Origin of the sequence: Pseudarthrobacter sp. 902506025 (genome assembly GCF_040702325.1) — a bacterium.
Classification (GTDB): Bacteria; Actinomycetota; Actinomycetes; order Actinomycetales; family Micrococcaceae; genus Arthrobacter.
Genome location: NZ_JBFBKW010000007.1, coordinates 54,085 through 76,064, shown reverse-complemented (window position 1 = coordinate 76,064; position 21,980 = coordinate 54,085). Strand labels below are relative to the sequence as shown.

Sequence of the window (21,980 nt, the reverse complement as noted above, 5' to 3'; positions counted from 1 at the left end):
AAGGCCAGCCGTATCAGCCAAAAGGCTGAGGCACGGGAGAACCCGTGAGCCCTAGCATGGAAGGCAGCACTTCCCGCCACCAGATCCGGATCCAGCATGCCCGCCAGAAACACCACCCAACACACCGGGCCAGCCCAAGCCGCCGCCGGTCAGGGCGCCGGATCCCGCCGTCCGCTGCTTCCCAATGCCACAGGCCGGCCGGGCAGCATCGAAGCAGCCGTCCACCTGGGCTTCGCCGTCCTCCTGGTGGCCTCGGTGGTCCGCTACGTCATGCGGCATACCCCGGCCGACAATCTCCTGGTCCTGGGGCTCGCCGTTGCCGCTTGCCTGCTCTACGCCGTCGTGGCCCTGCTCTCGGTACAGGACCGCCGCGGAACCCCCTGGATGGTGGCCCTGGTGGCCGTCTGGGCGGTCCTGGTTGTGGCTGCACCGAGTTTCGCGTGGTGTTCCTTCGCTCTTTTCTTCCTCTGCAGGAGCGCCCTGCGCGGTGCCGCGTCCTATGTCCTGGCCGGCGCCATCACACTCGCCACCGCAGCCGGCCTGTTCCGGCTGGGCAACGGTACCGACCTGGCCATGCTTTTGGGGCCCTTGGCCGTGGGCGTTATGCTGACATTGATTTACGACCGGATACAGCACGACGCCGAGGAGCAGCGCCGCCTGCATGCGGACATTTCCCTGGCCCAGGGCCAACTGGCCGCCAGCGAGCGACGGGCGGGCACCATTGCCGAACGGGAGCGGGTGTCGCGGGAAATCCATGACACTGTCACCCAGGGCCTCGCCAGCAGCTTGCTCCTGCTCGAGGCCGCCGGCCGTGGATGGCCCAGTGCAGCAGCCCGTGACGGCCTTCTCCAGGCCACCAGCCTGCTCCGCGCGAACCTGGCGGAGACCCGGAGCCTGGTCCATGAGCTGGCCTCGCCCGGTTTGGAATCGGTTCCCTTGCCGGAGGCACTGCTGGCCACCGCCCGCCAGTACGTTCCCGGGACCACGCTGCTGGTGACCGGTGAGCTGCGGCCGGTCTCCCCTGATGTTCGCCACGCCCTGTTGCGCGTCGTGCAAAGCGCGGCGTCGAACATCCTGCTCCACGCTGCGGCGTCGGCGGCCACGGTAACGCTGGGCTTCCTGCCGGACGCCGTGACCTTGGATATTTACGACGACGGCGCCGGCTTCGATCCGGGGGCGGCGGCTCCGCCGTCGCACACGGGAGGCTACGGGCTGCGGGCCATGCGGCAGCGGGTGGAGCAGCTGGGCGGAACATTCTCCGTGCAGAGCGCCCCCGGCGACGGAACAATCGTGGCGGCGCAGCTGCCGGTGGAGGCGGGCGCATGAACAACATCACCGTCCTGCTGGTGGACGACCACCTGGTAGTCAGGAGCGGACTGCGCGCACTGCTCAGCACGGAGCCGGACATCGAGGTGGTGGCCGAAGCCGCGTCCGGCGAGGATGCCGTGCACCTGGCCCAGGCGTTCTCCCCCGCGGTGGTGGTGATGGACCTTGCCATGGGGCCGGGCATGGATGGGCTCGAAGCGATCAGGCGGATCAGGGACCTCAACGGCCGGCAGGCCATCCTCGTGTTCACCACGTACGATTCCGACGCCGACATCGTCCGTGCCGTGGATGCCGGCGCCATGGGCTACCTGTTGAAGGATGCTGCTCCGGAGGAGATTTTTGCCGCCATCAGGGGGGCGGCCGTGGGCAGAAGCGTGATGAGCCCGCCGGTGGCATCCCGGCTGTTCCAGCAGCTCCGCAATCCCGACGAAGTCCTGACGCCGCGGGAGGCCGAGCTGCTGGGCCTCCTCACCGAGGGCCTCAGCAACCGCGAACTCGGCCGGCGGCTTTTTATCTCCGAGGCCACGGTCAAAACCCATCTGGCGCACATCTACGCCAAACTCGGGGTGGACACCAGGGCGGCCGCCATCGCCACCGCGATACGGCGCGAGGGCATGCGTTGACGGCACTTTATGGCGCATACCCTTGCACCCAGAGCCTGCGCCCCGTACGTTGGGGTCTGTGGGGGACTAACTCCCGCACACTCCGGGACGATCCCCGGGGAGAGAATCAGAGTCACATGAAGGAATGCAGCCATGGCAACAGGCACAGTTAAATGGTTCAACGCCGAAAAGGGTTTTGGCTTCATTGCCCCCGATGACGGGTCCGCTGACGTATTCGCCCACTACTCGGCAATCGCCACCAGCGGCTACCGCTCACTGGACGAGAACCAGAAGGTCGAATTCGATGTGACCCAGGGCCCCAAGGGCCCGCAGGCAGAGAACATCCGCCCGCTCTAAGTCTTCGGCGGCCTCCGGCATACGCCGGGACCCCATCCAGCGGTTCCTCCAACCCAGGTTGGAGGGGCCGCTGTTTTTGTACCCGGCGTCTCTGGGTTTCCGCATTTGGGATAATTGATTCATGACCGGACAGGACCAGGACAGGGATCCCTGGGAGGAGTTTGACTCCCTTGGCCCCGCAGCGCCGGACCGCGTCCCCGGACAGCCCGGCGGGGAGCCGCACGGCTTCGGGTTCCGGACGGGGGTCCGCAGCGCCCGGGTGGCTGTCGGATTCGCCGTCTACGCGCTGGCCTTGGGGACCATCCTGGCCCTGACCGGGTGCGTCGTCTTCATCAGCCGGCAGCAGTGGCTGCTGCTGGGCCTCATGCTGCTCATCGAGGCCATCTTTGTTTTCGCCTTCACGCGTTTGGTGGCCCAGGCCAGGCGCCGGAGGCCCCACGGCCGGCGGGTTGGGTGACGGTCCGCCGCCCTTGACCTTGACGCAGCGTCAATGCCTAGGCTCGGTGCATGCAGGATTTCTACGACGCCGGTGGCAAGGACTGGTCCATCCAGGACGTAGCCAGGCTCGCCGGCACCACCAGCCGCACGCTCCGTCACTATGACGACATCGGCCTGCTGAAGCCCAGCCGGGTGGGCCACAACGGCTACCGCTATTACGACGGCGCCGCCCTCCTCCAGTTGCAGCGCATCCTGTTGCTGCGCGAACTGGGCCTGGGTCTGCCCGCAATCGCGGAAGTCTTTCACCGCCAGGTTGATCCAGTGGCAGCGCTGAGCCGGCATCTGGACTGGCTGGGCCAGGAGCAGCAGCGGCTGGCCCGCCAGGCTGAGTCCGTGCGGCAAACCATCGAAACAGTAAAGGCAGGAGGCCATCTGATGGCGGAGGACATGTTCAAGGGCTTCGACCACACGCAGTACAAGGACGAAGTTGAAGAACGGTGGGGCAAGGACGCCTATGCGGCATCCGATTCGTGGTGGCGCGGCATGGGGGCCGCGGAGAAACGGGAGTGGAAGTCCCAGGCGGAGGAGCTTGGCCGGGACTGGACGGCTGCCGCGGCTGCGGGCGTTCCTGCGGACGGGCCGGAAGCCCGCGAACTGGCAGGGCGGCATGTGGCGTGGCTGAAGTCCATCCCGGGAACGCCTGCCGCTGAAAGCGGCGGCGATATCCGGGGATACGTCACCGGGCTGGCCGACATGTACGTGGCGGACCCCCGTTTCGCCGCGAATTACGGCGGTGTCGAGGGGGCACGCTTCGTCCGGGAGGCCCTCCACAGCTTCGCGGAGACGTACCTCTAGGACACCGGGCCTCCAGGGCACCGGGAGGCTCCCTCAGCGGCGGGCATCCTCCCGTTGGGCCCTGGCCCGCTTGGTCCGCCGGACGACGAGCAGCACCACCGCAACGGCCAATGCGCCATAGACCGCGTAGTTCAGGAACCTGGAGTACTCCTCGATGAGCTGGTACTGCGTGCCCAGGAGGTAGCCCAGCCCGATGAGGGCGCCGTTCCACAGCCCGCTGCCGGCAAGGGTGAAAAGAGTGAATGTTCCCAGCGGCATGGCCGCCGCGCCCGCCGGCAGGGAGATCAGGCTGCGGACCCCGGGCAGCAGGCGGCCGAAGAAAATGGACGACCTGCCGTGCCGCCGGAACCAGCCCGCCGCGTGCTCGAAGTCTTCCCGGTCCACCAGCGGCAGCTTGGACAACCCCCGGATGGACCGGTCAAGCCCCAGCTTTGCCCCCAGCAGGTAGAGCAGCAGCGCCCCCAGATACGCACCAAGGGTACTGGTGGCAAAGACGAGGAAAAGATTCAGGGAGCCCTGCTTGGCCAGATAGCCCGCAAGCGGGAGGATCACCTCGCTGGGGATGGGCGGCACCACGGTCTCCGCCAGGGTAAACGCCCCGACGCCCCACTCCCCCAGCGTGTCGATGGACCTCGCCGCAAAGCCCACGATGCCCGTAAGTCCCTCGGTGGGGCTGGCTGCACCGGTGATCATCGTCCACATACGCTTACCCCGTTCCGCTGCATGCCGTGGCCGCGTGCTGGCCCGTACTGTCTACCTTACGGGGACCGGCGGACGCATGCCGTGCCGGCCGCGCCTGCCAGGGCATGCGTGCCAGGGACTAGCGGTGCTTGAATTCCGGCTGGCGCTTTCCCGTGAACGCCGCCATGCCTTCCTTCTGGTCCTCCGTGGCGAACAGGGAGTGGAAGAGCCGCCGTTCAAACACCACCCCCTGGGCCAGCCCGGTTTCGAAGGCAGCATTCACGGCTTCCTTCGCTGCCAACGCCGCAGGCTTTGACTTCCCGGCGATCACCCCGGCTGCCGTGAGTGCCTCGGACACCACGTCTGCTGCCGGAACCACCCGGGAGACCAGCCCGCACCGCTCTGCTTCCTCCGCGTCGATAAACCGGCCGGTGAGGATCATGTCCATGGCCTTGGCCTTGCCCACGGCCCGCGTGAGGCGCTGCGAGCCGCCCATGCCGGGGAGCACGCCCAGGTTGATTTCCGGCTGCCCGAACTTGGCGTTGTCCCCCGCGATGATCAGGTCGCACATCATGGCCAGTTCGCAGCCGCCGCCCAGGGCAAAGCCGGATACCGCGGCGATGGTGGGGATCCGCAGGCGGGTGAAGTCTTCCCAGCCCCGGAACCAGTCCGCCACGTACATGTCCATGTAGCCCTGGTCCGCCATCTCCTTGATGTCGGCGCCCGCGGCGAAGGCCTTGCCCGAACCGGTAATCACGACGGCGCCGACCCCGGGATCGGAATCCATGGCGGTCACGGCGGCCACCAGCTCTTCCATGGTGGCCTTGTTCAGCGCGTTCAGTGCCGAGGGCCTGTTGAGGGTCACCAGCCCTACCCTGCCCTGCTGCTCCACCAGGATGTTGGCGTACTCCGTCATTCGGGACTCCCGTCGTCGTGTGCTGTTGTGGCCCTGCGCCGGTCCGGCAACTCAATGCCGTGCTCCGCTGCGGGACCGTCGCCGGCCTGCCGCTCCGATGCGCCGCGGATTTCGGTGATGATGGCGGAAAAGTCGCGGCCCGCGCCGCCCTCCGCGGCAAACCTATCGTAGATCCGGGCCGCGAGCGCTCCCATCTGCCCTGCCACCCCGGTACTGTCGAGCGCGTTGACGGCCAGGTTGAGGTCCTTGGCCATGAGGGCCGAAGCGAATCCCGGCTGGTAGTCCCTGTTGGCGGGGCTGGTGGGGACCGGCCCTGGCACGGGGCAGTTGGTGGTCAGCGCCCAGCACTGCCCTGACGCGGCGGACGCGACGTCGAACAGGGCCTGGTGCGTCAGTCCCAGCTTTTCCCCCAGCACGAAAGCCTCGCTGACTGCGATCATCGAGACGCCCAGGATCATGTTGTTGCAGATTTTGGCGGCCTGGCCCGCTCCATGGGCACCACAGTGCACCGCCCGCTTGCCCATCACCTCCAGGAGCGGCCGCACTGCCTCGACGTCCTCCGCCTCGCCGCCGGCCATGAAGGTCAGGGTGCCTGCCTCCGCTCCCACCACGCCGCCGGAAACGGGGGCATCGACGGAACGGTGGCCCGCTTCGATGGCCAGGCGGGCTGCTTCCCGCGCCTCTTCCACATTGATGGTTGAGCAGTCCAGGAACATGGTCCCGGGCCGCGCGGCATCCAGCAGCCCGGGTTTCTCCGGTTGTCCAGGATTTCCAGCGCCGCCCCGGTAGGCGTCCAGGACGTGCCGGCCGCTGGGGAACATGGTCAGCACCACGTCGGCGCCCGCCAGCGCATCGACCGCGCTGGTCGCCACCGGAACACCCTGTGCCCGGGCAGCCTCCGCGGCTGCCGGCACCACGTCGAACCCGGTCACGCGGTAACCGGCACGGACCAGGTTCACGGCCATGGGACCGCCCATGTGTCCAAGGCCCAAAAAGGCCACACTGCCCTTTTCAGGCATGGTCCGCCTCCTTCACTTCCAGGTCCGGCCCGGGCTGCAGGTCCAGCTCCCCGCCGTCCAGCGGCTGGAAGAACCTGTCCACCTGCGCGGGCAGCACCTCGGCCAGCGTGGCCGGCTTCCACTGCGGGTTCCTGTCCTTGTCCACCACCTGGGCGCGGATACCCTCGCGAAAATCAGGGCCGGCCAGGAGGCGGATTCCTACCCGGTATTCCTGGGCCAGGGCCTCATCAAGGGTCAGGTTTGCGGCCCGGCGCAGGGACGCCAGGGTGACCTTGACCGAGGTGGGTGACTTGGCTTCGATGGTGTCCGCTGCGTCCGTGGCATCTTCCCGGCCGGGCCCGGTCCAGGCGCGGAGCCGGGCCACGATTTCCCCGGCATCGTCGCTGGCGTAGCAGGCGTCGATCCAGTCCCGTTGCCCGGACAGTGCCGAGGCCGGAGGCTGTTCGGCGCAGCGGGCGACGGCGGCTTCCGGGCTTTCGTCCTCCAGCGCCGCCACCAGCCCGGGCAGCGCGTGCGAGGGGACGTAATGGTCGGCAAGGCCCAGGAACAAGGCATCCCCCGCGTCCAGGTGTGCCCCGGTCAGGGCCGCATGGGTTCCCGTTTGGCCCGGCGCGCGGGACAGCAGGAAGGTGCCGCCGACGTCGGGGGCGAACCCGATGGTGGTTTCCGGCATCCCCATCCTGGTCCGCTCGGTGACCACGCGGACATTCCCGTGCGCCGAGACGCCCACCCCGCCGCCAAGGACCAGGCCGTCCATGAGGGCAACATACGGCTTGGGATACCGGGCGATGAGCGAGTTCACGCGGTACTCGGTCTGCCAGAAGCCGGCGGTCCGGTTTCCGCCGTGCAGCATGTCCCGGTAGATGGCCACGATGTCTCCGCCCGCGCACAGGCCCCGCTCCCCGGCCCCCTGCACCAGGACGGCCGCCACGCCGTCGTCCCCTGCCCATGCGGTGAGCTGCCGCAGGAGCAGGTCCACCATTCCGGCGGTGAGCGCGTTGACCGCCCGTGGCCTGTTGAGGGTGATCACGCCGAGCCGGCCGCGGCGGTCAAAAAGCACTTCCGCGGTTCCGTTTCCTGCCGTGCTGTCCGTGGTGTTGCCCGTAGCTGCCGTCATCGGCTGGTGCTCCTTCGCATGGTGGCCGGACGTGTGATCCAGGTCATTCTGGTGCGAATATACCCGCCGCCTGCTGCCCGGGACCAACCGTGCCCGCGGCGCGGACGGGGCCTTTTGAGGGCTTTACCTGCCGCGCGGCTGCCAAGGTAAGTTAGGAACCGTGAAGATAGCTACCTGGAATGTGAACTCGCTCCGTGCCCGCGCCGACCGCGTCGAAGCCTGGCTCCAGCGCAGTGACTGCGATGTCCTGGCCATCCAGGAGACCAAGTGCAAGGACGACAACTTTCCGTGGGAACTCTTTGAACGGATGGGCTACGAGGTGGCCCACTTCGGGGTGAACCAGTGGAACGGCGTGGCCATCGCCTCCCGGGTGGGGCTTGAGGACGTGGAACGGACGTTCCTGGACCAGCCCTCGTTCGGCAAGGCCGGCAAGGATCCCGTCCAGGAAGCCCGGGCCATGGCTGCCACGTGCGGCGGCGTCCGCGTCTGGAGCCTCTACGTCCCCAACGGCCGCTCCCTGGACGACGAACACATGCCGTACAAGCTCAAATGGCTGGAAAGCCTGAAGACCCATGCCCAGGGACTGGTGACCGATAACCCCCAGGCGCAGGTGGCGCTGATGGGCGACTGGAACATCGCTCCATTCGACGACGACGTCTGGGACATCGACCTGTTCATCGCCAACCGGTCCACGCACGTCAGCCCGCCCGAGCGTGCGGCGTTCCACGCGTTCGAATCGGCGGGCTTCACCGATGTGGTGCGCCCCTACACCCCCGGCCCGGGCGTCTACACCTACTGGGACTACACCCAGCTGCGGTTCCCCAAAAAGGAGGGCATGAGGATCGACTTCGTCCTGGCCTCCCCCGCGCTGGCGGCCCGCGTCACCGGCGCCTCGATCGACCGCGAGGAACGCAAGGGCAAGGGCGCTTCTGACCACGCTCCCGTGCTGGTGGAACTGGCGGACTGATGACTGCACCCTGGACCCTTCCAAGGAGACCGTGATGACGGGAAACCTCTACCGGGGCCAGGCCGGCCTGCCATTTTCCTCCACCCTGCGCGTCTACGAGCCCCTGGAAGCCTTCCCGGAGGAACAACGCCCGGCCATCAAGGCCGCGGGCGCTCAGGCCGTGTCCCGCGCCGCCGTCGAAAACGCGGAACTGCTGGCGTCGCTGGGACGTATCACCCGCACGGGCGGCGATCCGTTCCCCACGGGCCGCACCGACCTGGTGCGCGTCACCACGGCGCCGGAGCCGGAAGGCGGAACGGCCGACGACGGTGCCGGCGCCGGCACTGAGCCGGTCCTCCTGTATTGCCCTAGCCAGCTTGTCCTGCGCGCCGGGCTGGCCGCGAACGCCCTGATGGAGGGAATCCACGGTCCGCTGGCCGAGCTGCTGATTCCGGAGGAGCAGCGGGACCGGCACCAGGAGCGGATCGACCTGGTGAAGGCCCGTGACGGTTCCGTCCGCGTCCATACCCGGGCCTCAACCTGGGGCATCCCGTTCAGCTGGTTCTCGCTGTTCATGGAGTCCGACCGCAAGGATGTGGTGGAAGCCGCCGGGCGCATCCTCACCGTCCGCGTCTGGACGCCCATCACCGACGCCCTGGAGCGGGCCCGCTACGCGGTGGCCAATCTGGCCCTCGCCGCCCCGGACCTGGACATGCTCGATGACCTGGCGCAGCTGACGGAATGGCTTGAACTGTTCCACGTGAACTCCATGGTGGAGCTGGACTACGGCGCCGTGGCGGACAAGGTGTACCCGGACGAGTCCCCCATGGACATCAGGCTGGGCATCGAATGCCTGGCCGAGGGTGACATGACCGGCGCCGCCGCGGCCTACCGGCGGCTGGCCTCACGCTGGATCCCCATCCGGCAGCTGGCCCGCGCGTCGTAACGGTCCCCGGTTCCTGGCTGTTACAGGTTTTGGGGCGGCGCAGTGGTGCGCCGGATGATCAGTTCGTGGGGGGCGACGGCGGAACGCACCGCCCCTGCCTCGCCATCCAGTTCGTCCAGCAGCATCTTGGTGGCCAGTTCGGCCTGCTCGTCCGGGCGTTGCCCCACGGTGGTCAGGCCTATGGCGTCGGCAAAGTCGTGGTTGTCGATGCCCACCACGGACAGTTCGCCGGGAACGCTGACGCCCAAGCGGTTGGCCTCAAAAATGACCCCCATGGCCATTTCGTCCGAGGCACAAAAGATGGCGGTGGGCTTCTGCCCCGGCCGGGACCACAGCCGGCGCAAGGCTTCCTGGCCGCTGCGGACGGTGAAGTCCCCCCACTCATCCCATTCCGGCCGCGTCGGCAGCCCGGCCGCCGCCATGACGTCCTTGAAGGCCAGGATGCGCACCCGGGGGACGTCGAAGTTCAGGTCGGTCTCGTCGTCGCCATGCAGCAGGGCGATGTCCCGGTGGCCGAGGTCGATCAGGTGCCGGACCGCGGTTGAGGCGGCGGCGTAGTCGTCGATGCCGATGTACGGGCATTCCTCAACGTGCCCTCCCACCACAATCAGGGGGATATCGATCTTCTGCAGGTGCTCGATCTCTTCGTGGCTGAGCGCCATACACAGGACCAGCAGGGCATCGATCTGCTTGTAGACCATGGTCTTGCTGAAAAGCCGTTCGCGGTTGCTGCCATGGCCGCCAAGGTTGAACAGCGAGAGATTATAGTGGCGGGCGTGCAGTTCCCGGTCGGCGCCCTCGATGGCCTTGGAGAAGAACCAGCGGCTGACGAACGGGGCCAGGACGCCAATGGTCTTGGTCCGTCCGGTGGCCAGGCCGGAGGCCGACGAAGAAGCCACGTAGCCCAGGTCGCCTGCGACTTCCAGGATCTTCTTCCGGGTGGCCGGCGAAACCCGCGGCAATCCGCGGACGGCCCGGGAGACTGTGGCTGTTGAGACTCCGGCGGCAGCCGCCACGTCCTCGATGCTGACGCCGTTATGGCCGCCCCGCTGGGACCTTTCCGTTGTCCGTGCCACCGTGTCCCCTCTTTAACTCCTTTGCGGCGTAGGGCCGGCCGGCCCTGCGTTTACCCCGGCCCTGTATTTTTCCACTCCGCGGGCAGGCAGTGTTAACCGGTCCGCTGGCTGGGGTATGCACCCACCATCACAGCGGCGGCCCGGCGACGACCATTCCTACCTGCGGGCGGGGAGTTTCCGGCGCAGCCGCACCATGCCATACAGTGCCAGCAAAGTTGCCAGCAGTCCCAGCGCCCATCCAAGGGCAGGCTGGGCAGTTACTTCCATCCACACGGTGACCACCAGGAGGACCAGCGCCCAGAATGCGAGGAAGCCAATGATGATGTCGAAGTCCTCACCCGAGCGGACCAACCGGCTGCGGTTTCCCGCCCCCGGGATGCGGGGGCGGGAACCGTTGTCCGTCACTTGACTGCACCTGCCGTGAGGCCGGCGACAATCTTGCGCTGGAAGACCAGCACCAGGATCACCAGCGGAATGGTGACAATGGTGCCTGCGGCCATGATGGCCGTGTACGGGATCTGGTTGGGCTGTGCACCGGCGAAGTTGGCGATGGCCACCGTCACCGGCTGGGTTGCGTCGCTGGACAGCTGGCTGGCAATCAGGAACTCATTCCACGAGGAAATGAACGCCAGGATTGCGGTGGTGAAGATTGCCGGTGCAGCCAGGGGCATGATGACCTTGCGGAACGCCTGTCCCTGGGTGCAGCCGTCCACGCGGGCCGATTCCTCAAGCTCCCAGGGCATTTCCCGGAAGAACGAGGTCATGGTGTAGACCGTCAGCGGGAGCACGAAGGAGATGTTCGGGATGATCAGCGCCTGATACGTCCCCATCCAGCCGATGTTGGTGAACAGCTGGAAGAGCGGGGTGATCAGGGCAACGCCGGGGAACATGGAGGCTCCCAGGATGAAGCCGAGCACCAGGAACTTGCCCTTGAAGTTCAAACGGGCCAAGGCGTAGGCCGCGAACACACCGATCAGCAGCGAGACGGCCGTGACCACCCCGCCGATGAACACACTGTTCAGCAGAGCCTGGCCGAACCTGTTGCCGAAGGACGTGTCAAAGGCTGTCGTGAAGTTGTCCAGCGTGACGTGCGTGGGAAGGATCGAGGTGTCGTACGTGAAGCCCACCTCGCGGAACGCGGTGACCACCATCCAGTACGCCGGTGCCAGGCACCAGAGCAGGATGATGGCGGCGCTCAGGTAGGTCCGCCCCTGCGCCCACTTTTCCCGGTTCTGCGCAGCCTGGCGGCCCTTGTCCTGGCGGGCCCGGAGTGCCGAGGCGTCTGCTGTTGCCGTGGTCATTTCTTCCCCTTTCCTGTGGCGCCACTCTGCTCAACCACGTTTGCCCCGAGGAAGCGGACAAAGATGAAGGCGACGAGGAAGATGATGATGAAGGTGATGGTGGACAGCGCAGCCGCCGCATTGAAGCCTTGCCTGATTTGGTTGATCACCAGGATGGACAAGGTGGTGGTGTTATTGGCACCGCCGGTGAGGATGTACGGCAGGTCGAACATGCGCAGCGCATCCAGCGTACGGAACAGGATCGCCACCATGAGGGCCGGCTTGACCAGCGGAAGCGTGATCAGCCGGAACCGCTGCCAGGCAGTGGTTCCGTCCACCTTGGCTGCCTCGTAGACTTCTGCCGGGATCATCTGCAAGCCTGCCAGGATCAGCAGCGCCATGAACGGCGTGGTCTTCCATACGTCGGCGATGATCACGGCCCACTTGGCCGGCCACTCGCTGCCCGTCCACAGGATGGTGGTGTTGAACAGCTTGTTGGCGATGCCTTCGAAGGCGAAGATAAAGAACCAGAGCTTGGCCGTCACAGCGGTAGGGATGGCCCAGGGCACCAGCACGGCGGCGCGGACCAGGCTGCGTCCGCGGAACGTGCGGGCCATGATCATGGCCATCCAGAAACCGAGGACGGTTTCCAGTGCCACCGTTACCACCGTGAAGAAGAACGTGGTGGCCGTGGCGGACCAGAACTGGCCGCCCAGGGTGCCCGGCGGGCAGGCGACGGTTCCGCCCCCCGGCGCCGAACACTGCTGCGCCAGCCAGTTGACGTAGTTCTGAATTCCCGCCGGGCCGCCCGCGGTGAAGAGGCCCGTGGCCGGATCCAGGCCGGCATCCTTCTGGAAGGACATGACGATGGCGCTGATGATCGGGTAAACGATCACCACGGCCAGGGCGATGATGGTGGGGGCGAGGAGCCAGGAGGCCCAGCGCCCCTGGCTTGCAATCCTGTTGTCCTCCCCCACGCCCTTGGGCGCGTGATGGACGGGGGTACCGCCCGACGCCGGTGACTTGACCGGCGTCGGGCCTAGTTCGGTTGCCATGGCAGAACTACGATCCCGCACCGGCGGATTCGATGGACTTCTGCATGTCAGAGAGTGCGGTTTCCACGGACTTTTCTCCCTTGATTGCGGAGTAGGCGTTCTCTTGGATTGCCTTGGTGACAGCCGGGTAGAACGGCGTAACGGGACGCGGTACGGCGTTTTCGATGGACGTCTTCAGGACCGGCAGGTAGGGCAGCTTGGCAACGAGTTCCTGGTCCTCATACAGCGAACCAAGCACGGGGGCCAGCGAGCCCTGCGTGGCGTAGAACTTCTCGGTTTCGGCCGAGGTCATGAACTTCATGAAGTCGAGCGCGGTGGCCTTGTTCTTGGAGTAGACGCTGGTGGCGAGGTTGTGGCCACCAAGCGAGGAGGCACCCGGGCCGCTCTTGCCCGGCAGGGCTGCCAGGCCGGTCTTGTCCTTCACAGTGGATGAGCCTTCAGTGGTGATCAGGTTGAACGCGTACGGCCAGTTGCGGAGGAACAGGAGCTTGCCGCTCTGGAAGGCCTGCCGGCTGTCCTCTTCCTTGTACGTGATGGCTTCCTTGGGGATGTTGCCGTCAGCGTAGGCCTTCGCCAGGTTGCCCAGGCCGGCCTTGGCCTCGGCGGTGTTCAGGTCCGGCTTTCCATCCTTGTTAAGGACGGATCCGCCCGCGGAGTTGATGGCCTCGGAAGCATTTACCGTGAGGCCCTCATATTTGCTGAACTGGCCTGCGTAGCAGCCGATGTTGTTCTGCTTGGCGATGGAGCACATGCTCATCATCTCGTCCCAGGTCTTGGGCGGGGTGGGGACCAGGTCCTTGCGGTAGTACAGGATGCCGCCGTCGGAGGTCTGGGGAGCCGCGTACAGGGTGCCCTTGTACGTGGCGCTGTCCACGGTGGGCTTGAGCATGGCGCTGGTGTCGATCGCCATCTTGTCCTTCAGCGGCTGCAGCCAGCCCTTCGCTGCGAACTCCGCGGTCCAGACAACGTCCACATCCACGACGTCGTAATCGGACTGCTTGGCCTGGAAGTGCTGGACCAGGTCGTCGTGCTGCTGGTCCGCCTGGTCGGTCTGTTCCTTGAAGGTGACCTTTTCGTTCGGGTGGGCCGCATTCCACTTATCGACCAGGGGGCGGACAACGTTGCTGTTGTCCTTGCCCTGTACATACGTGATGGGGCCGCGGCCGTCGAGGTTGGCGTCAGCGTCGCTGCCCCCACCACCCGTAGTGCCCCCTCCACCCCCGCCACCGCAGGCGGACAACGTAAGGGCCAGAATGCCGGCAGTGGCAGCCGGAAGCAGGAATCTCGGGGTTTTCATTAGCTTGAAGCTCCTCGCTGAGTGACAAGTAAGTCGACAGTGCGCTTGCTAGGTGAGGTTGATGTGGTGACCATCACACTAGTAAGGTTGCTGTCTGCAATGCAAGCGTTTACATCAAAAAGTTATCAGAGGGGAACCAAATGCCCGATCCGTCCGTTCCCGCGCCGCGTCCAGCCTCCTATGCCTGGTGGGCCGACGCCGTGGTCTACCAGATCTACCCCCGCTCGTTCGCCGATGGCAACGGCGATGGCATGGGCGACCTGGGCGGCGTCACCGGCAGGCTTCCCTACCTTCGCGCCCTCGGGGTGGACGCCGTCTGGCTCTCACCCTTCTACAAGTCGCCGCAGGCAGACGGCGGTTACGACGTGGCGGACTACCGCCAGGTGGACCCCCTCTTCGGCTCGCTGGCCGACTTCGACACCATGTTGCAGGAAGCTCACCGCCTCGGCCTGAAGGTCATTGTGGACCTCGTTCCCAACCACACCTCGGATGAACATGCATGGTTCCAGGAGGCGCTGGCGTCCGCCCCGGGGAGCCCGGCACGGGACCGGTATATCTTCAGGGACGGCAAGGACGAGGTGCCGGGATCCGGCGACGGCAACCGGGCTCCCAACAACTGGAAATCCATCTTCGGCGGGCCGGCCTGGAGCCGCGTGAATGAAGCCGACGGATCACCGGGCCAGTGGTACCTGCACCTCTTTGACACCCGGCAACCGGACCTGAACTGGGACAACCCGGAAGTCCAGGAGGAGATGCGTTCAGTGCTGCGCTTCTGGCTGGACCGCGGCGCCGACGGCTTCCGGGTGGACGTCGCCCACGGATTGGTGAAGGAGGCAGGGCTTCCGGACTGGGAGGGCGTTGCAGCAATGGTGGAGGGAACCTCTGCACCCCACCGGGAAAGCCACCTGCCCGGTGATGCGCCGCACGCCCACACCGATGCCGAGGAACCCCACAGGGCAGTGTCCCCCATGTATCCGCCGTCGCCCTTTTTCGACCAGGACGGGGTCCACGCCATCTACCGGGACTGGAACCGCGTCCTTGCCGAATATGGCGGGGACCGCATGATGGTGGCCGAGGCCTGGGTGGAACCGGCCGAGCGCCTGGCCCGCTATGTCCGGCCAGACGAAATGCAGCAGGCCTTCAACTTCGATTTCCTGCTGGCAGGGTGGGATGCCGAGCGCATGGCGGACGCCATCGACGCATCCCTGGCAGCGGCAGCATCAGTGGGGGCCCCGTGTACGTGGGTGCTCAGCAACCACGACACCGTACGGCACACCACCCGGTTTGGCCTCAAGGATCCCACGACGTTCCCGAAGGGCATCGGCCCCGCCGACGAACAGCCGGACGCGGCGCTGGGCCTTGCGCGCGCCCGTGCCGCCACGCTGGTTGAGCTGGCGCTGCCTGGGTCCGCCTACCTCTACCAGGGTGAGGAACTGGGACTTCCCGAGCACACTGCGCTTCCTGACTCCGCCAGGCAGGACCCCACATTCTTCCGGACGGGTGGGGCTGAAATCGGGCGTGACGGCTGCCGTGTCCCGCTGCCGTGGGTCCAGGACCAGCCCGGGTTCGGATTCTCCGGGGCACTCTCCGCCAACGCGTCCGGGCCATGGCTTCCCCAGCCGGAAAGCTTTGGCCCCTTGGCCGCGGACCAGCAGGATGGCGAGGAGGGCTCAACCCTTGAGCTCTACCGGGCAGCGCTGGCCTTCAGGTCAGCACAGCAACTGGGCAGCGGCAGCGTGGAATGGACTGATGAACACGCGCCGGACAGTGGACTGCTGGCGTTCCGGAACGGGGATGTAGTGGTCCTGTCCAACATGGGCTTCGCCTCCGCCCCTGTGCCGGAGGGCTACACCGTGGCGCTCTCCAGCGGTCCCGAACCGGCCGATGAATGGGCCGGGATGCGGGAGGTTCCCGTGGACAGCACGGTGTACCTTCTGGGCGGCCGGTAGCAGCAGGGTGCCTGGGCTGCCCGTGCAGCAGTTCAGCGGACGCGCTCTGCCCGGCTGAAGCGTGTTCGCGCCCCGGCCCCGATGTGGATGAGGACAGGAATCTCCTTGCCCACAACGGACTCCAGGGCGTCCAGGAGCCCGGAGACCTCGGCTGCGAGCAGGTGCGGGGCCACCCCTTGGCGTGGCAGGAGCCGGACCTTCAACGCCGGGGAACCTTTCACGTCGTAGGTGGTGACGGTGGCGCCTGCCAGGTCCGGCCGTCCTTCAAGGGCCTGCCGGAGGGCCTGCTCGGCCACCCCGCCGCCTATCCGGACGTCCCCGGGGATCTCTCCGGGATCGTATTCGGCGGCCAGCAGGTTTGACCGGCCCTTGCCTTGCTGGGCGATCCAGGCGACCATGAGCCCCATCAGTGCCAGGAGCGCCAGCGCCACGACGATCCACAGCCAGCTCTCCGGCCGGCCCGGGAAACGGGTGGAGTCGAACAGCCGGCTGACACTCTCCCAGGCTCCGCCGGACCAGGAATGCCACCAGGAGCCCACCGGGGGCACGGTTGCCAGCAGCACCAGGAGGAGTCCGGTGCCCAGCAGGATCAGGCCCAGCACGGTGAGGAGGATGCGGTTGAGCAGTGCCGGGGTGCTGTTCATGCTCCGATCACCCCGGTCGGGGTCACGTTGACGCGCGGAACAGGGGCCGGCTCCAGCAGCATCTGGTCCAGCTCATCCCGCACCGCGCCAAGGACGCGGTCCGCGTCCACGGGCACACCGGAGGTTGGCCGGACGTTCACCAGCACCTGGCGCTGGGAGACGACCACCATGACCTGGTCGGGGGTGACGTTGGCGGCCAGCCGCGCGCGCCGGGCGATCGAGGAAGCGACGACCTCGTCATCCACCACCACGGCCGGGAGTCCCTCGCCCGGGGCGCCGGCCAGGAGATGGCGGGCACGTTTCCCGGGAAGGATTCCGTTGAGCAGGAAGACCAGGCCCAGCATGGCCAGCACACCGCCGATGGCCGCCAGCAGCAGCGGGGGGATTCCGGCGGGCAGGTCGACGATGCGCTGGGCAGCCACCTGCGGCTCGATCAACCAGGCGGGCTGCCCCACGGCGTGAACGCCGGACTCGAGGACGCCGTAGCCAGCCAGCACCAGGACCAGGACGGCGGCCACGACCGACACCACGGCCCTGGAGGAATGGGTTTCGCGGTAGACCACCCTGCGCATGTCCGGGCCGTTGCTTCTCCGGGATCTGCTGTTGGCCCGGCGGCTTTCCACGCTGCTGCTCACCGTACCCGCCCTCCTGTACTGATCTTTGCCCCGCTGACGCGGATGTCCACCCGGCTCAACTGCGAGCCGCTCAGTTCCGAGACCCTCGCCAGGATGCTTTCCTTGGCCTTCACCGTGCGGTCCCAGATGGATCCGCCCGCGATCCCGACCCTGGCAGCGTCCAGCACCACGGACTGCAAGGGCAGGATGCTGATGGGAGTGACGAGGGACAAGGCCAGCAGGCCGTCGTCGTCCGTCCAGTCCGCGCGCACGTCCTGGGCGTCGACTCCCAGCGCCTGCGCCGCAGCCGCCTTGGCAAGGCTGGTCAACGCCTGGGTGCTGATCCGGTTATGGCCGCTGAGCGCCTGCCCACGCACAACGGGCGCGGGCGAGCTCATGAGGAGGAGCGCCGGCCGGTGATGGCATCGAATATGCCGCGCAGGTCCAGCTTGCCTTCGGCGGCACGGCCCAGGAGCGCCCCGATGGCCATGAAAAGTAGGGAAACGAGAAAGCCCCACAGCCCGAACTGCAGGGACATGAATGCCACGAACGCGCCCATGGCCGTGCCTGCAACGGTGAGGTTCACAGCAGCGCCTCCCGTTCGGGAGCAACCGGCGCGGTGGTCTTGACGGGCGGCGGCACGTAGACGTCCGTGATTTCGACGTTCACCTCGATAACCTGCAGCCCCACGAGTTCTTCAACTGCCCGGTAAACGGCGGCCCGGACATCATTGGCCAGGGCGTGCAGGGGCGTTCCGTAGCTGGCCACCAGGGTGATATCCACGGCTACCTGCGTTTCGCCCACTTCCGCGTGGACGCCGGCGGCATGATCGGAACTTCCGACCGCATCACGGATGGCGCCCAGGGCACGGGACGGACCCGAACCGAGGGAGTAGACGCCGGGGACCGAGCGCGCGGCGATCCCCGCCACTTTTGCCACGGCGGTCTCGGAAATTACGGTCCGTCCCGGACCGGGAGCCGGACTGGCGGCAGGACGGCTTGGCACCACGGGTTGCGGGTTCTGGTATTCCATCAGGCACTCCCCCTTCTGTTGGTTCCACCCTATAACCAGGCTGCGGCACATGGGCTGGAAAACCCCGCGGGCGGGCCGCATCGCATATGGCGTTCCGCGCCGGGGTAATTCCGCGCCGGTTAAAAGGAACCAGGCGGGAAGCCCCTGGGGGCTCCCCGCCTGGATCACGTGCGGCGACCAGCCGCTGGTGCGTGAGGACCTACTTGTAGAGGCCTTCGCCGCCAACCCTTACATTGGTGGGCAGGTAGCCGAACGGGCCCAGGCCGTTCCGGCCAAAGTTCCTGTCCACCTGGGACACACCGTTGCGGAAGTTGATCTTCACGGTCGGTGACAGGGAGCCGCCGCGGACGCCGTTGACGTTGTCGATGAAGGACTGCACCAGGCCGCCGGGCTGCACGTAGTGCGAATATGCCTGGAACTGCCGGCCGTTCTGGTTCGGGGTGGGTGCCTCAGGGGACTCGGACGGAAGGTTCAGGTCCGTGGGCGAACCCAGGGCCAGGCCGCTGTTGTTCATCGGCTGGTAGTCCGAGCGGATGCCGTCGCCCACGAAGCCGTACACGCCGTCGGGACCGCGCATGCCTGCCGCGTAGGTGAACTGGTGGCTGATGGTGAACAGGTAGTACTTGTTCTTGCCGTTTTCATTCTGGATGAAGATCTGCGGACGCTCCGTCTGGTCGTTCACGCAGTTGCCGGAAAGGATGGGCGGAAGGAAGGACCACTTGGTCAGGTCCTTGTTGTCCGCCACTGCCAGCCCCACGTTCGCTGTCTGGAAGTAGGCGCCGCTGTTCTGGACGTCCGTTACGCTTTCCGCATGGGGCTCACCGGGGCGGTAGCCCAGGTCCTCGGCCTTGCACTGGTAGTCGCCGCGCTTTGCTGCGGTGTTGCCTTCGAAGACCATGTACGTCTTCCCGGGGTGGGCCGGGTCCACGAACGTGTAGGGGTCGCGAAATGCGAACCCGGCGTTCTGCGCCTTGGTCTGGTACATCTTTCCGTCCGGTTCCAGCAGCTTGGTGTGCTGGAACCCGTCGAACGTGACGCCGTTCTGGTCGGCGTGGATGTTTCCCAGCGCCTTGGCGATCACAGCGTCCGGGGCGATTCCGCCGCCGCCGGCGTTCCGCTCGGCCACATCGTAGAACGTGGTGGCCGTGTAGAAGACGTTCACGTGGTTGCCCTGCATCAGGCGCGTGGAGCCGGACCATTCGGTGTTGCCGATGGAAGTGTTGTCCAGGAACAGGTGTCCGCCGTAGTTCCACTTGTCCTTGGCCGGGTCCGCGTTGGTCTTCCGGAAGAAATAGCCGATCCGGGCGTTCCAGTGGCGCTGGTCGAAACCGTAACCGGCGTGCCGGTCAGCGACCAGGGAGAAGATGACGTCCCAGCCCTTGTAGCTGATCTGGTTGGCGTTTTCGTCCGTCAAGGACCAGGTGTCCCAGACCCAGACGTCGTCGTTCATGGCGGGGAAGTCCTGCGGGATTTCCGGCATGGTGACGTCCGGGCTCATGGAGTTCGCGCCCGGCGCGACGGTGGAGTCGCTCTGCGCCATGATCTGCCGGGCGTCTGCGCGGGTCCACTTGGAGGTGAAGTCCGACGCCGGGTCGAAGGCCTGCTGCGTGTGCTGCGTGGGCAGGGGGAAGCCCGGGGCGGGGGCCGGCATCTGCTGGACGGCAGGCGGGTCGGAAGGCTCGTTGGCCTGTGCCGCGGGGACGGCCAGCAAGGCCGAGGCGGCCAGGGTTGCCGCCAGCGCTGCGGCGCCGGTGCGCCACCGCAGCAGCCGGTGTTGGGGGTGCTTGTGCATGTCTTGCTCTTCTCGCGGAGTTGTAACTTTTCGTGGAAGGCGGGCGTGTGCCCATAACCCCGAAACCAACCGCGGCCCCGGCAACACCTCTGGCGTCATCAGGGACGCCGTTGTGTTGTGGGGTTCAGGCCTGGGTAGGGCCTGTCCGGCCGATGGAAAGCATGCTGTCCTCCGGCCGCGCTCAACCGTAGACGGGGTGGAGGGAGCACTTCAAACCCTGTTTCGGGAGCCGGAACCGGTTACCGCCCAGTAGAGTGCAAGCGCTTACGCAAGTCATTGCGCGCGCGTGCCACACCCCGTCGGCAGGGGTCAAATGTTTCGTTGGGTGCCCAAAGATTTCTCTCGACGGTGGCTGCGATGTTGCGTTAGCCACAGGGCGGACACTCATACGTGGCGGAAGGCCGCGTCAGGGGCAGAGGCGAAGCCTGGTCAAGGTTGCCCGAACCGGTGTTAAAGCAGAAAAGCACCAGTTCCGAAGAACTGATGCTTCCCAGTGGTGGCTCCGACCGGCGTCGATCCGGTGACCTTTCGATTTTCAGTCGAACGCTCTACCAACTGAGCTACAGAGCCTAGGTGACTAGTCACCATGACAGCCGGAATTTCTTCCAACAATCAGAGCGACCCTGACGGGACTTGAACCCGCGACCTCCGCCGTGACAGGGCGGCGCGCTAACCAACTGCGCTACAGGGCCTTGCGTTTCTTGCTTTTGCAGTATCTCTACCGCTTTTTTCAAGGCTTCCAGCCTACCAGACTTTTTTAGCCTGTTTGACCAGTTCCTTGCGTACCCCCAACGGGATTCGAACCCGTGCCGCCGCCGTGAAAGGGCGGTGTCCTAGGCCGCTAGACGATGGGGGCCAGAACCCGTTCGGAACAAAATAAAAGGCGTCAAGCGGGGCTTTCCGTCTTTGTCCTCTGCGTTTCTCCGAACTGGACTCTAAAACTATAGGGGCTAACCGGGAATATTCCAAAATCGGTGAAAAACCCCGCCGTTTGGCCCCGGGACGGGTCAAGATGGACGGATGGATGCCGTCGACGCGCTCAATGAGATCGCTTTCTGGCTGGAGCGCGGACGCGCGGCCACGTTCAAGGTCCAGGCTTTCCGGAAGGCGGCCGCCGCCATCAGCCCCCTCGGCCCCGCGGAAGTAGCCGAACGCGCCCGGAGCGGCCGGCTCAAATCCATGAAGGGAATCGGCGACCGGACCTACGCGGTGATCCGGCAGGCCGTGGACGGACAGGTCCCTGACTACCTGGCGGACCTCAGGGAGAAGGGTGCCCAGCCGCTGGCATCGGGCGGAACGGAGCTCCGGGCGGCGCTGCGTGGCGACCTGCACAGCCACAGCGAATGGTCCGACGGCGGCTCCCCCATTGAGCTGATGGTGGCGGCCGCTGAGGTGCTGGGCCGCGAATACCTGGCCCTGACTGACCACTCCCCCAACCTCACCATCGCCAACGGGCTGTCCGCCGGGCGCCTGCGGGAGCAGCTGGACGTGGTGGCAGGCATCAACAGCAACGGCGGGGCCACCCGGCTGCTGACGGGCATCGAGGTGGACATCCTGGAATCCGGCAGCCTGGACCAGGACCCGGAGCTGCTGGACCGCCTGGACATCGTGGTGGCCAGCGTCCACTCGAAGCTCCGTGCGGACCGGAAAACCATGACCACCCGCATGCTCGGGGGCATCCGGTCTCCGCAGACCAACGTCCTTGGCCATTGCACGGGACGGCTCGTTGAGGGCTCGCGCGGGACGCGGCCGCCGTCGGAATTCGACGCCAAGGAAGTCTTCGCAGCGTGCGCGGAACACAACGTTGCCGTTGAGATCAATTCCCGCCCGGAGCGGCAGGACCCGCCCGATGCCCTGATCCAGCTGGCACTGGACGCCGGGTGCCTGTTCTCGATTGACAGCGATGCCCACGCACCGGGACAGCTGGATTTCCTGCAGTACGGTGCCGAACGGGCAGCCCGCAACAACGTTCCGGCAGACCGGATCATCACCACCTGGCCGGTGGACAAGCTGCTTGCCTGGGCCGCCACGAAGTAGG

Annotated in this window: 24 protein-coding genes and 3 tRNA genes; 9 read left to right on the top strand and 18 right to left on the bottom strand. The window is 66.5% G+C overall.

All coding sequences use genetic code 11. The annotated features are described in order from the left end of the window. The first annotated feature begins 96 nt into the window (after nucleotides 1–96). From AB0280_RS13915 to AB0280_RS13895, 5 genes are all read left to right on the top strand, one after another. A complete protein-coding gene (locus AB0280_RS13915; protein WP_307487760.1) occupies nucleotides 97–1,326 on the top strand; it encodes a sensor histidine kinase in 1,230 nt (409 codons plus the stop codon). Continuing rightward, the gene (locus AB0280_RS13910; protein ID WP_224024691.1) at nucleotides 1,323–1,949 is read left to right on the top strand and encodes a response regulator; all 627 of its coding nucleotides are present in this window, start codon (nucleotides 1,323–1,325) and stop codon (nucleotides 1,947–1,949) included. Before AB0280_RS13915 ends, AB0280_RS13910 begins: the two co-directional genes overlap by 4 nt. A gap of 132 nt (nucleotides 1,950–2,081) precedes the next feature. Further along, on the top strand, nucleotides 2,082–2,285 hold the full coding sequence (locus tag AB0280_RS13905; RefSeq protein ID WP_009357211.1) for a cold-shock protein: 204 nt from the start codon (nucleotides 2,082–2,084) through the stop codon (nucleotides 2,283–2,285). A 121-nt stretch (nucleotides 2,286–2,406) separates the two neighbouring features. Beyond that, on the top strand, nucleotides 2,407–2,742 hold the full coding sequence (locus AB0280_RS13900; RefSeq protein ID WP_224024689.1) for a hypothetical protein: 336 nt from the start codon (nucleotides 2,407–2,409) through the stop codon (nucleotides 2,740–2,742). 50 nt (nucleotides 2,743–2,792) lie between these two features. Next, entirely contained in the window at nucleotides 2,793–3,578 is a 786-nt protein-coding gene (locus AB0280_RS13895; RefSeq protein ID WP_307487755.1) for a MerR family transcriptional regulator, read from the top strand. Nucleotides 3,579–3,611: 33 nt separating this feature from the next. On the opposite strand, the gene AB0280_RS13890 is transcribed toward AB0280_RS13895, so the two are convergent. From AB0280_RS13890 to AB0280_RS13875, 4 genes are all read right to left on the bottom strand, one after another. Further along, on the bottom strand, nucleotides 3,612–4,280 hold the full coding sequence (locus AB0280_RS13890; RefSeq protein WP_159633609.1) for a DedA family protein: 669 nt from the start codon (nucleotides 4,278–4,280) through the stop codon (nucleotides 3,612–3,614). Between the two features lie 118 nt (nucleotides 4,281–4,398). Next, on the bottom strand, nucleotides 4,399–5,175 hold the full coding sequence (locus tag AB0280_RS13885) for an enoyl-CoA hydratase (RefSeq protein WP_366367548.1): 777 nt from the start codon (nucleotides 5,173–5,175) through the stop codon (nucleotides 4,399–4,401). Then, on the bottom strand, nucleotides 5,172–6,194 hold the full coding sequence (gene mmsB, locus AB0280_RS13880) for a 3-hydroxyisobutyrate dehydrogenase (RefSeq protein ID WP_307487750.1): 1,023 nt from the start codon (nucleotides 6,192–6,194) through the stop codon (nucleotides 5,172–5,174). Before mmsB ends, AB0280_RS13885 begins: the two co-directional genes overlap by 4 nt. Then, a complete protein-coding gene (locus AB0280_RS13875) occupies nucleotides 6,187–7,311 on the bottom strand; it encodes an enoyl-CoA hydratase/isomerase family protein (protein ID WP_366367546.1) in 1,125 nt (374 codons plus the stop codon). The genes mmsB and AB0280_RS13875 overlap by 8 nt, the downstream gene beginning before the upstream one ends. Nucleotides 7,312–7,471: 160 nt before the next feature. On the opposite strand from AB0280_RS13875, the gene AB0280_RS13870 reads away from it, so the two are divergent. Together AB0280_RS13870 and AB0280_RS13865 are read left to right on the top strand one after the other, a co-directional pair. After that, nucleotides 7,472–8,278 carry an exodeoxyribonuclease III gene (locus AB0280_RS13870; protein ID WP_307487745.1) on the top strand — a complete coding sequence of 269 codons (807 nt, stop codon included), beginning with the start codon at nucleotides 7,472–7,474 and terminating at the stop codon, nucleotides 8,276–8,278. 34 nt (nucleotides 8,279–8,312) lie between these two features. Continuing rightward, the gene (locus tag AB0280_RS13865; protein WP_366367544.1) at nucleotides 8,313–9,203 is read left to right on the top strand and encodes a hypothetical protein; all 891 of its coding nucleotides are present in this window, start codon (nucleotides 8,313–8,315) and stop codon (nucleotides 9,201–9,203) included. A 20-nt stretch (nucleotides 9,204–9,223) separates the two neighbouring features. Here the strand turns inward: AB0280_RS13865 and AB0280_RS13860 are convergent, their stop codons facing one another. The 5 genes from AB0280_RS13860 to AB0280_RS13840 all read right to left on the bottom strand — a co-directional run bounded on the left by AB0280_RS13860 (nucleotide 9,224) and on the right by AB0280_RS13840 (nucleotide 13,911). After that, nucleotides 9,224–10,279, bottom strand: coding sequence for a LacI family DNA-binding transcriptional regulator (locus AB0280_RS13860; protein ID WP_224024677.1), 1,056 nt, complete (start codon nucleotides 10,277–10,279; stop codon nucleotides 9,224–9,226). Between the two features lie 156 nt (nucleotides 10,280–10,435). Then, nucleotides 10,436–10,684: a hypothetical protein gene (locus AB0280_RS13855; RefSeq protein ID WP_159633630.1), complete on the bottom strand. Its 249-nt coding sequence runs from the start codon at nucleotides 10,682–10,684 to the stop codon at nucleotides 10,436–10,438. Continuing rightward, nucleotides 10,681–11,580 (bottom strand): carbohydrate ABC transporter permease, encoded by a 900-nt coding sequence (locus tag AB0280_RS13850; protein ID WP_307487740.1) that lies wholly within the window; start codon nucleotides 11,578–11,580, stop codon nucleotides 10,681–10,683. The genes AB0280_RS13855 and AB0280_RS13850 overlap by 4 nt, the downstream gene beginning before the upstream one ends. After that, nucleotides 11,577–12,614: a carbohydrate ABC transporter permease gene (locus AB0280_RS13845; RefSeq protein WP_159633636.1), complete on the bottom strand. Its 1,038-nt coding sequence runs from the start codon at nucleotides 12,612–12,614 to the stop codon at nucleotides 11,577–11,579. Before AB0280_RS13845 ends, AB0280_RS13850 begins: the two co-directional genes overlap by 4 nt. Before the next feature lie 7 nt (nucleotides 12,615–12,621). Continuing rightward, nucleotides 12,622–13,911: an ABC transporter substrate-binding protein gene (locus AB0280_RS13840; RefSeq protein ID WP_159633639.1), complete on the bottom strand. Its 1,290-nt coding sequence runs from the start codon at nucleotides 13,909–13,911 to the stop codon at nucleotides 12,622–12,624. A gap of 140 nt (nucleotides 13,912–14,051) precedes the next feature. Here AB0280_RS13840 and AB0280_RS13835 point away from each other — a divergent pair, with 140 nt between their 5' ends. After that, nucleotides 14,052–15,860 carry a glycoside hydrolase family 13 protein gene (locus AB0280_RS13835; protein ID WP_307487736.1) on the top strand — a complete coding sequence of 603 codons (1,809 nt, stop codon included), beginning with the start codon at nucleotides 14,052–14,054 and terminating at the stop codon, nucleotides 15,858–15,860. Between the two features lie 32 nt (nucleotides 15,861–15,892). Here AB0280_RS13835 and AB0280_RS13830 read toward each other — a convergent pair whose 3' ends face one another. From AB0280_RS13830 to AB0280_RS13790, 9 genes are all read right to left on the bottom strand, one after another. Next, nucleotides 15,893–16,504 (bottom strand): hypothetical protein, encoded by a 612-nt coding sequence (locus AB0280_RS13830; protein WP_307487734.1) that lies wholly within the window; start codon nucleotides 16,502–16,504, stop codon nucleotides 15,893–15,895. Beyond that, nucleotides 16,501–17,139, bottom strand: coding sequence for a hypothetical protein (locus AB0280_RS13825; RefSeq protein ID WP_366367541.1), 639 nt, complete (start codon nucleotides 17,137–17,139; stop codon nucleotides 16,501–16,503). Before AB0280_RS13825 ends, AB0280_RS13830 begins: the two co-directional genes overlap by 4 nt. Continuing rightward, nucleotides 17,136–17,516: a hypothetical protein gene (locus tag AB0280_RS13820; protein WP_307487731.1), complete on the bottom strand. Its 381-nt coding sequence runs from the start codon at nucleotides 17,514–17,516 to the stop codon at nucleotides 17,136–17,138. The genes AB0280_RS13825 and AB0280_RS13820 overlap by 4 nt, the downstream gene beginning before the upstream one ends. Beyond that, a complete protein-coding gene (locus tag AB0280_RS13815; RefSeq protein ID WP_159633655.1) occupies nucleotides 17,513–17,704 on the bottom strand; it encodes a hypothetical protein in 192 nt (63 codons plus the stop codon). Before AB0280_RS13815 ends, AB0280_RS13820 begins: the two co-directional genes overlap by 4 nt. Continuing rightward, on the bottom strand, nucleotides 17,701–18,150 hold the full coding sequence (locus AB0280_RS13810) for an Asp23/Gls24 family envelope stress response protein (protein ID WP_224024667.1): 450 nt from the start codon (nucleotides 18,148–18,150) through the stop codon (nucleotides 17,701–17,703). Before AB0280_RS13810 ends, AB0280_RS13815 begins: the two co-directional genes overlap by 4 nt. Before the next feature lie 199 nt (nucleotides 18,151–18,349). Next, nucleotides 18,350–19,942, bottom strand: a complete 1,593-nt coding sequence (locus tag AB0280_RS13805) for a glycoside hydrolase family 68 protein (RefSeq protein ID WP_307487726.1) — start codon at nucleotides 19,940–19,942, stop codon at nucleotides 18,350–18,352. A gap of 494 nt (nucleotides 19,943–20,436) precedes the next feature. Then, nucleotides 20,437–20,512: transfer RNA gene (locus AB0280_RS13800), tRNA-Phe, on the bottom strand. A gap of 48 nt (nucleotides 20,513–20,560) precedes the next feature. Continuing rightward, nucleotides 20,561–20,634: transfer RNA gene (locus AB0280_RS13795), tRNA-Asp, on the bottom strand. Between the two features lie 91 nt (nucleotides 20,635–20,725). Further along, nucleotides 20,726–20,798 (bottom strand) — tRNA-Glu (locus AB0280_RS13790). Nucleotides 20,799–20,962: 164 nt separating this feature from the next. On the opposite strand from AB0280_RS13790, the gene AB0280_RS13785 reads away from it, so the two are divergent. Further along, nucleotides 20,963–21,979 carry a PHP domain-containing protein gene (locus AB0280_RS13785; RefSeq protein ID WP_224024664.1) on the top strand — a complete coding sequence of 339 codons (1,017 nt, stop codon included), beginning with the start codon at nucleotides 20,963–20,965 and terminating at the stop codon, nucleotides 21,977–21,979. Nucleotide 21,980 lies beyond the last annotated feature (1 nt).

Bases quoted from the DNA above. Each gene is read 5' to 3' on its own strand.
- AB0280_RS13915 (WP_307487760.1), top strand. From the start codon at position 97: ATGCCCGCCAGAAACACCACCCAACACACCGGGCCAGCCCAAGCCGCC.
- AB0280_RS13910 (WP_224024691.1), top strand. From the start codon at position 1,323: ATGAACAACATCACCGTCCTGCTGGTGGACGACCACCTGGTAGTCAGG.
- AB0280_RS13905 (WP_009357211.1), top strand. From the start codon at position 2,082: ATGGCAACAGGCACAGTTAAATGGTTCAACGCCGAAAAGGGTTTTGGC.
- AB0280_RS13900 (WP_224024689.1), top strand. From the start codon at position 2,407: ATGACCGGACAGGACCAGGACAGGGATCCCTGGGAGGAGTTTGACTCC.
- AB0280_RS13895 (WP_307487755.1), top strand. From the start codon at position 2,793: ATGCAGGATTTCTACGACGCCGGTGGCAAGGACTGGTCCATCCAGGAC.
- AB0280_RS13890 (WP_159633609.1), bottom strand. From the start codon at position 4,280: ATGTGGACGATGATCACCGGTGCAGCCAGCCCCACCGAGGGACTTACG.
- AB0280_RS13885 (WP_366367548.1), bottom strand. From the start codon at position 5,175: ATGACGGAGTACGCCAACATCCTGGTGGAGCAGCAGGGCAGGGTAGGG.
- mmsB (WP_307487750.1), bottom strand. From the start codon at position 6,194: ATGCCTGAAAAGGGCAGTGTGGCCTTTTTGGGCCTTGGACACATGGGC.
- AB0280_RS13875 (WP_366367546.1), bottom strand. From the start codon at position 7,311: ATGACGGCAGCTACGGGCAACACCACGGACAGCACGGCAGGAAACGGA.
- AB0280_RS13865 (WP_366367544.1), top strand. From the start codon at position 8,313: ATGACGGGAAACCTCTACCGGGGCCAGGCCGGCCTGCCATTTTCCTCC.
- AB0280_RS13850 (WP_307487740.1), bottom strand. From the start codon at position 11,580: ATGACCACGGCAACAGCAGACGCCTCGGCACTCCGGGCCCGCCAGGAC.
- AB0280_RS13845 (WP_159633636.1), bottom strand. From the start codon at position 12,614: ATGGCAACCGAACTAGGCCCGACGCCGGTCAAGTCACCGGCGTCGGGC.
- AB0280_RS13840 (WP_159633639.1), bottom strand. From the start codon at position 13,911: ATGAAAACCCCGAGATTCCTGCTTCCGGCTGCCACTGCCGGCATTCTG.
- AB0280_RS13835 (WP_307487736.1), top strand. From the start codon at position 14,052: ATGCCCGATCCGTCCGTTCCCGCGCCGCGTCCAGCCTCCTATGCCTGG.
- AB0280_RS13830 (WP_307487734.1), bottom strand. From the start codon at position 16,504: ATGAACAGCACCCCGGCACTGCTCAACCGCATCCTCCTCACCGTGCTG.
- AB0280_RS13820 (WP_307487731.1), bottom strand. From the start codon at position 17,516: ATGAGCTCGCCCGCGCCCGTTGTGCGTGGGCAGGCGCTCAGCGGCCAT.
- AB0280_RS13810 (WP_224024667.1), bottom strand. From the start codon at position 18,150: ATGGAATACCAGAACCCGCAACCCGTGGTGCCAAGCCGTCCTGCCGCC.
- AB0280_RS13805 (WP_307487726.1), bottom strand. From the start codon at position 19,942: ATGCACAAGCACCCCCAACACCGGCTGCTGCGGTGGCGCACCGGCGCC.
- AB0280_RS13785 (WP_224024664.1), top strand. From the start codon at position 20,963: ATGGATGCCGTCGACGCGCTCAATGAGATCGCTTTCTGGCTGGAGCGC.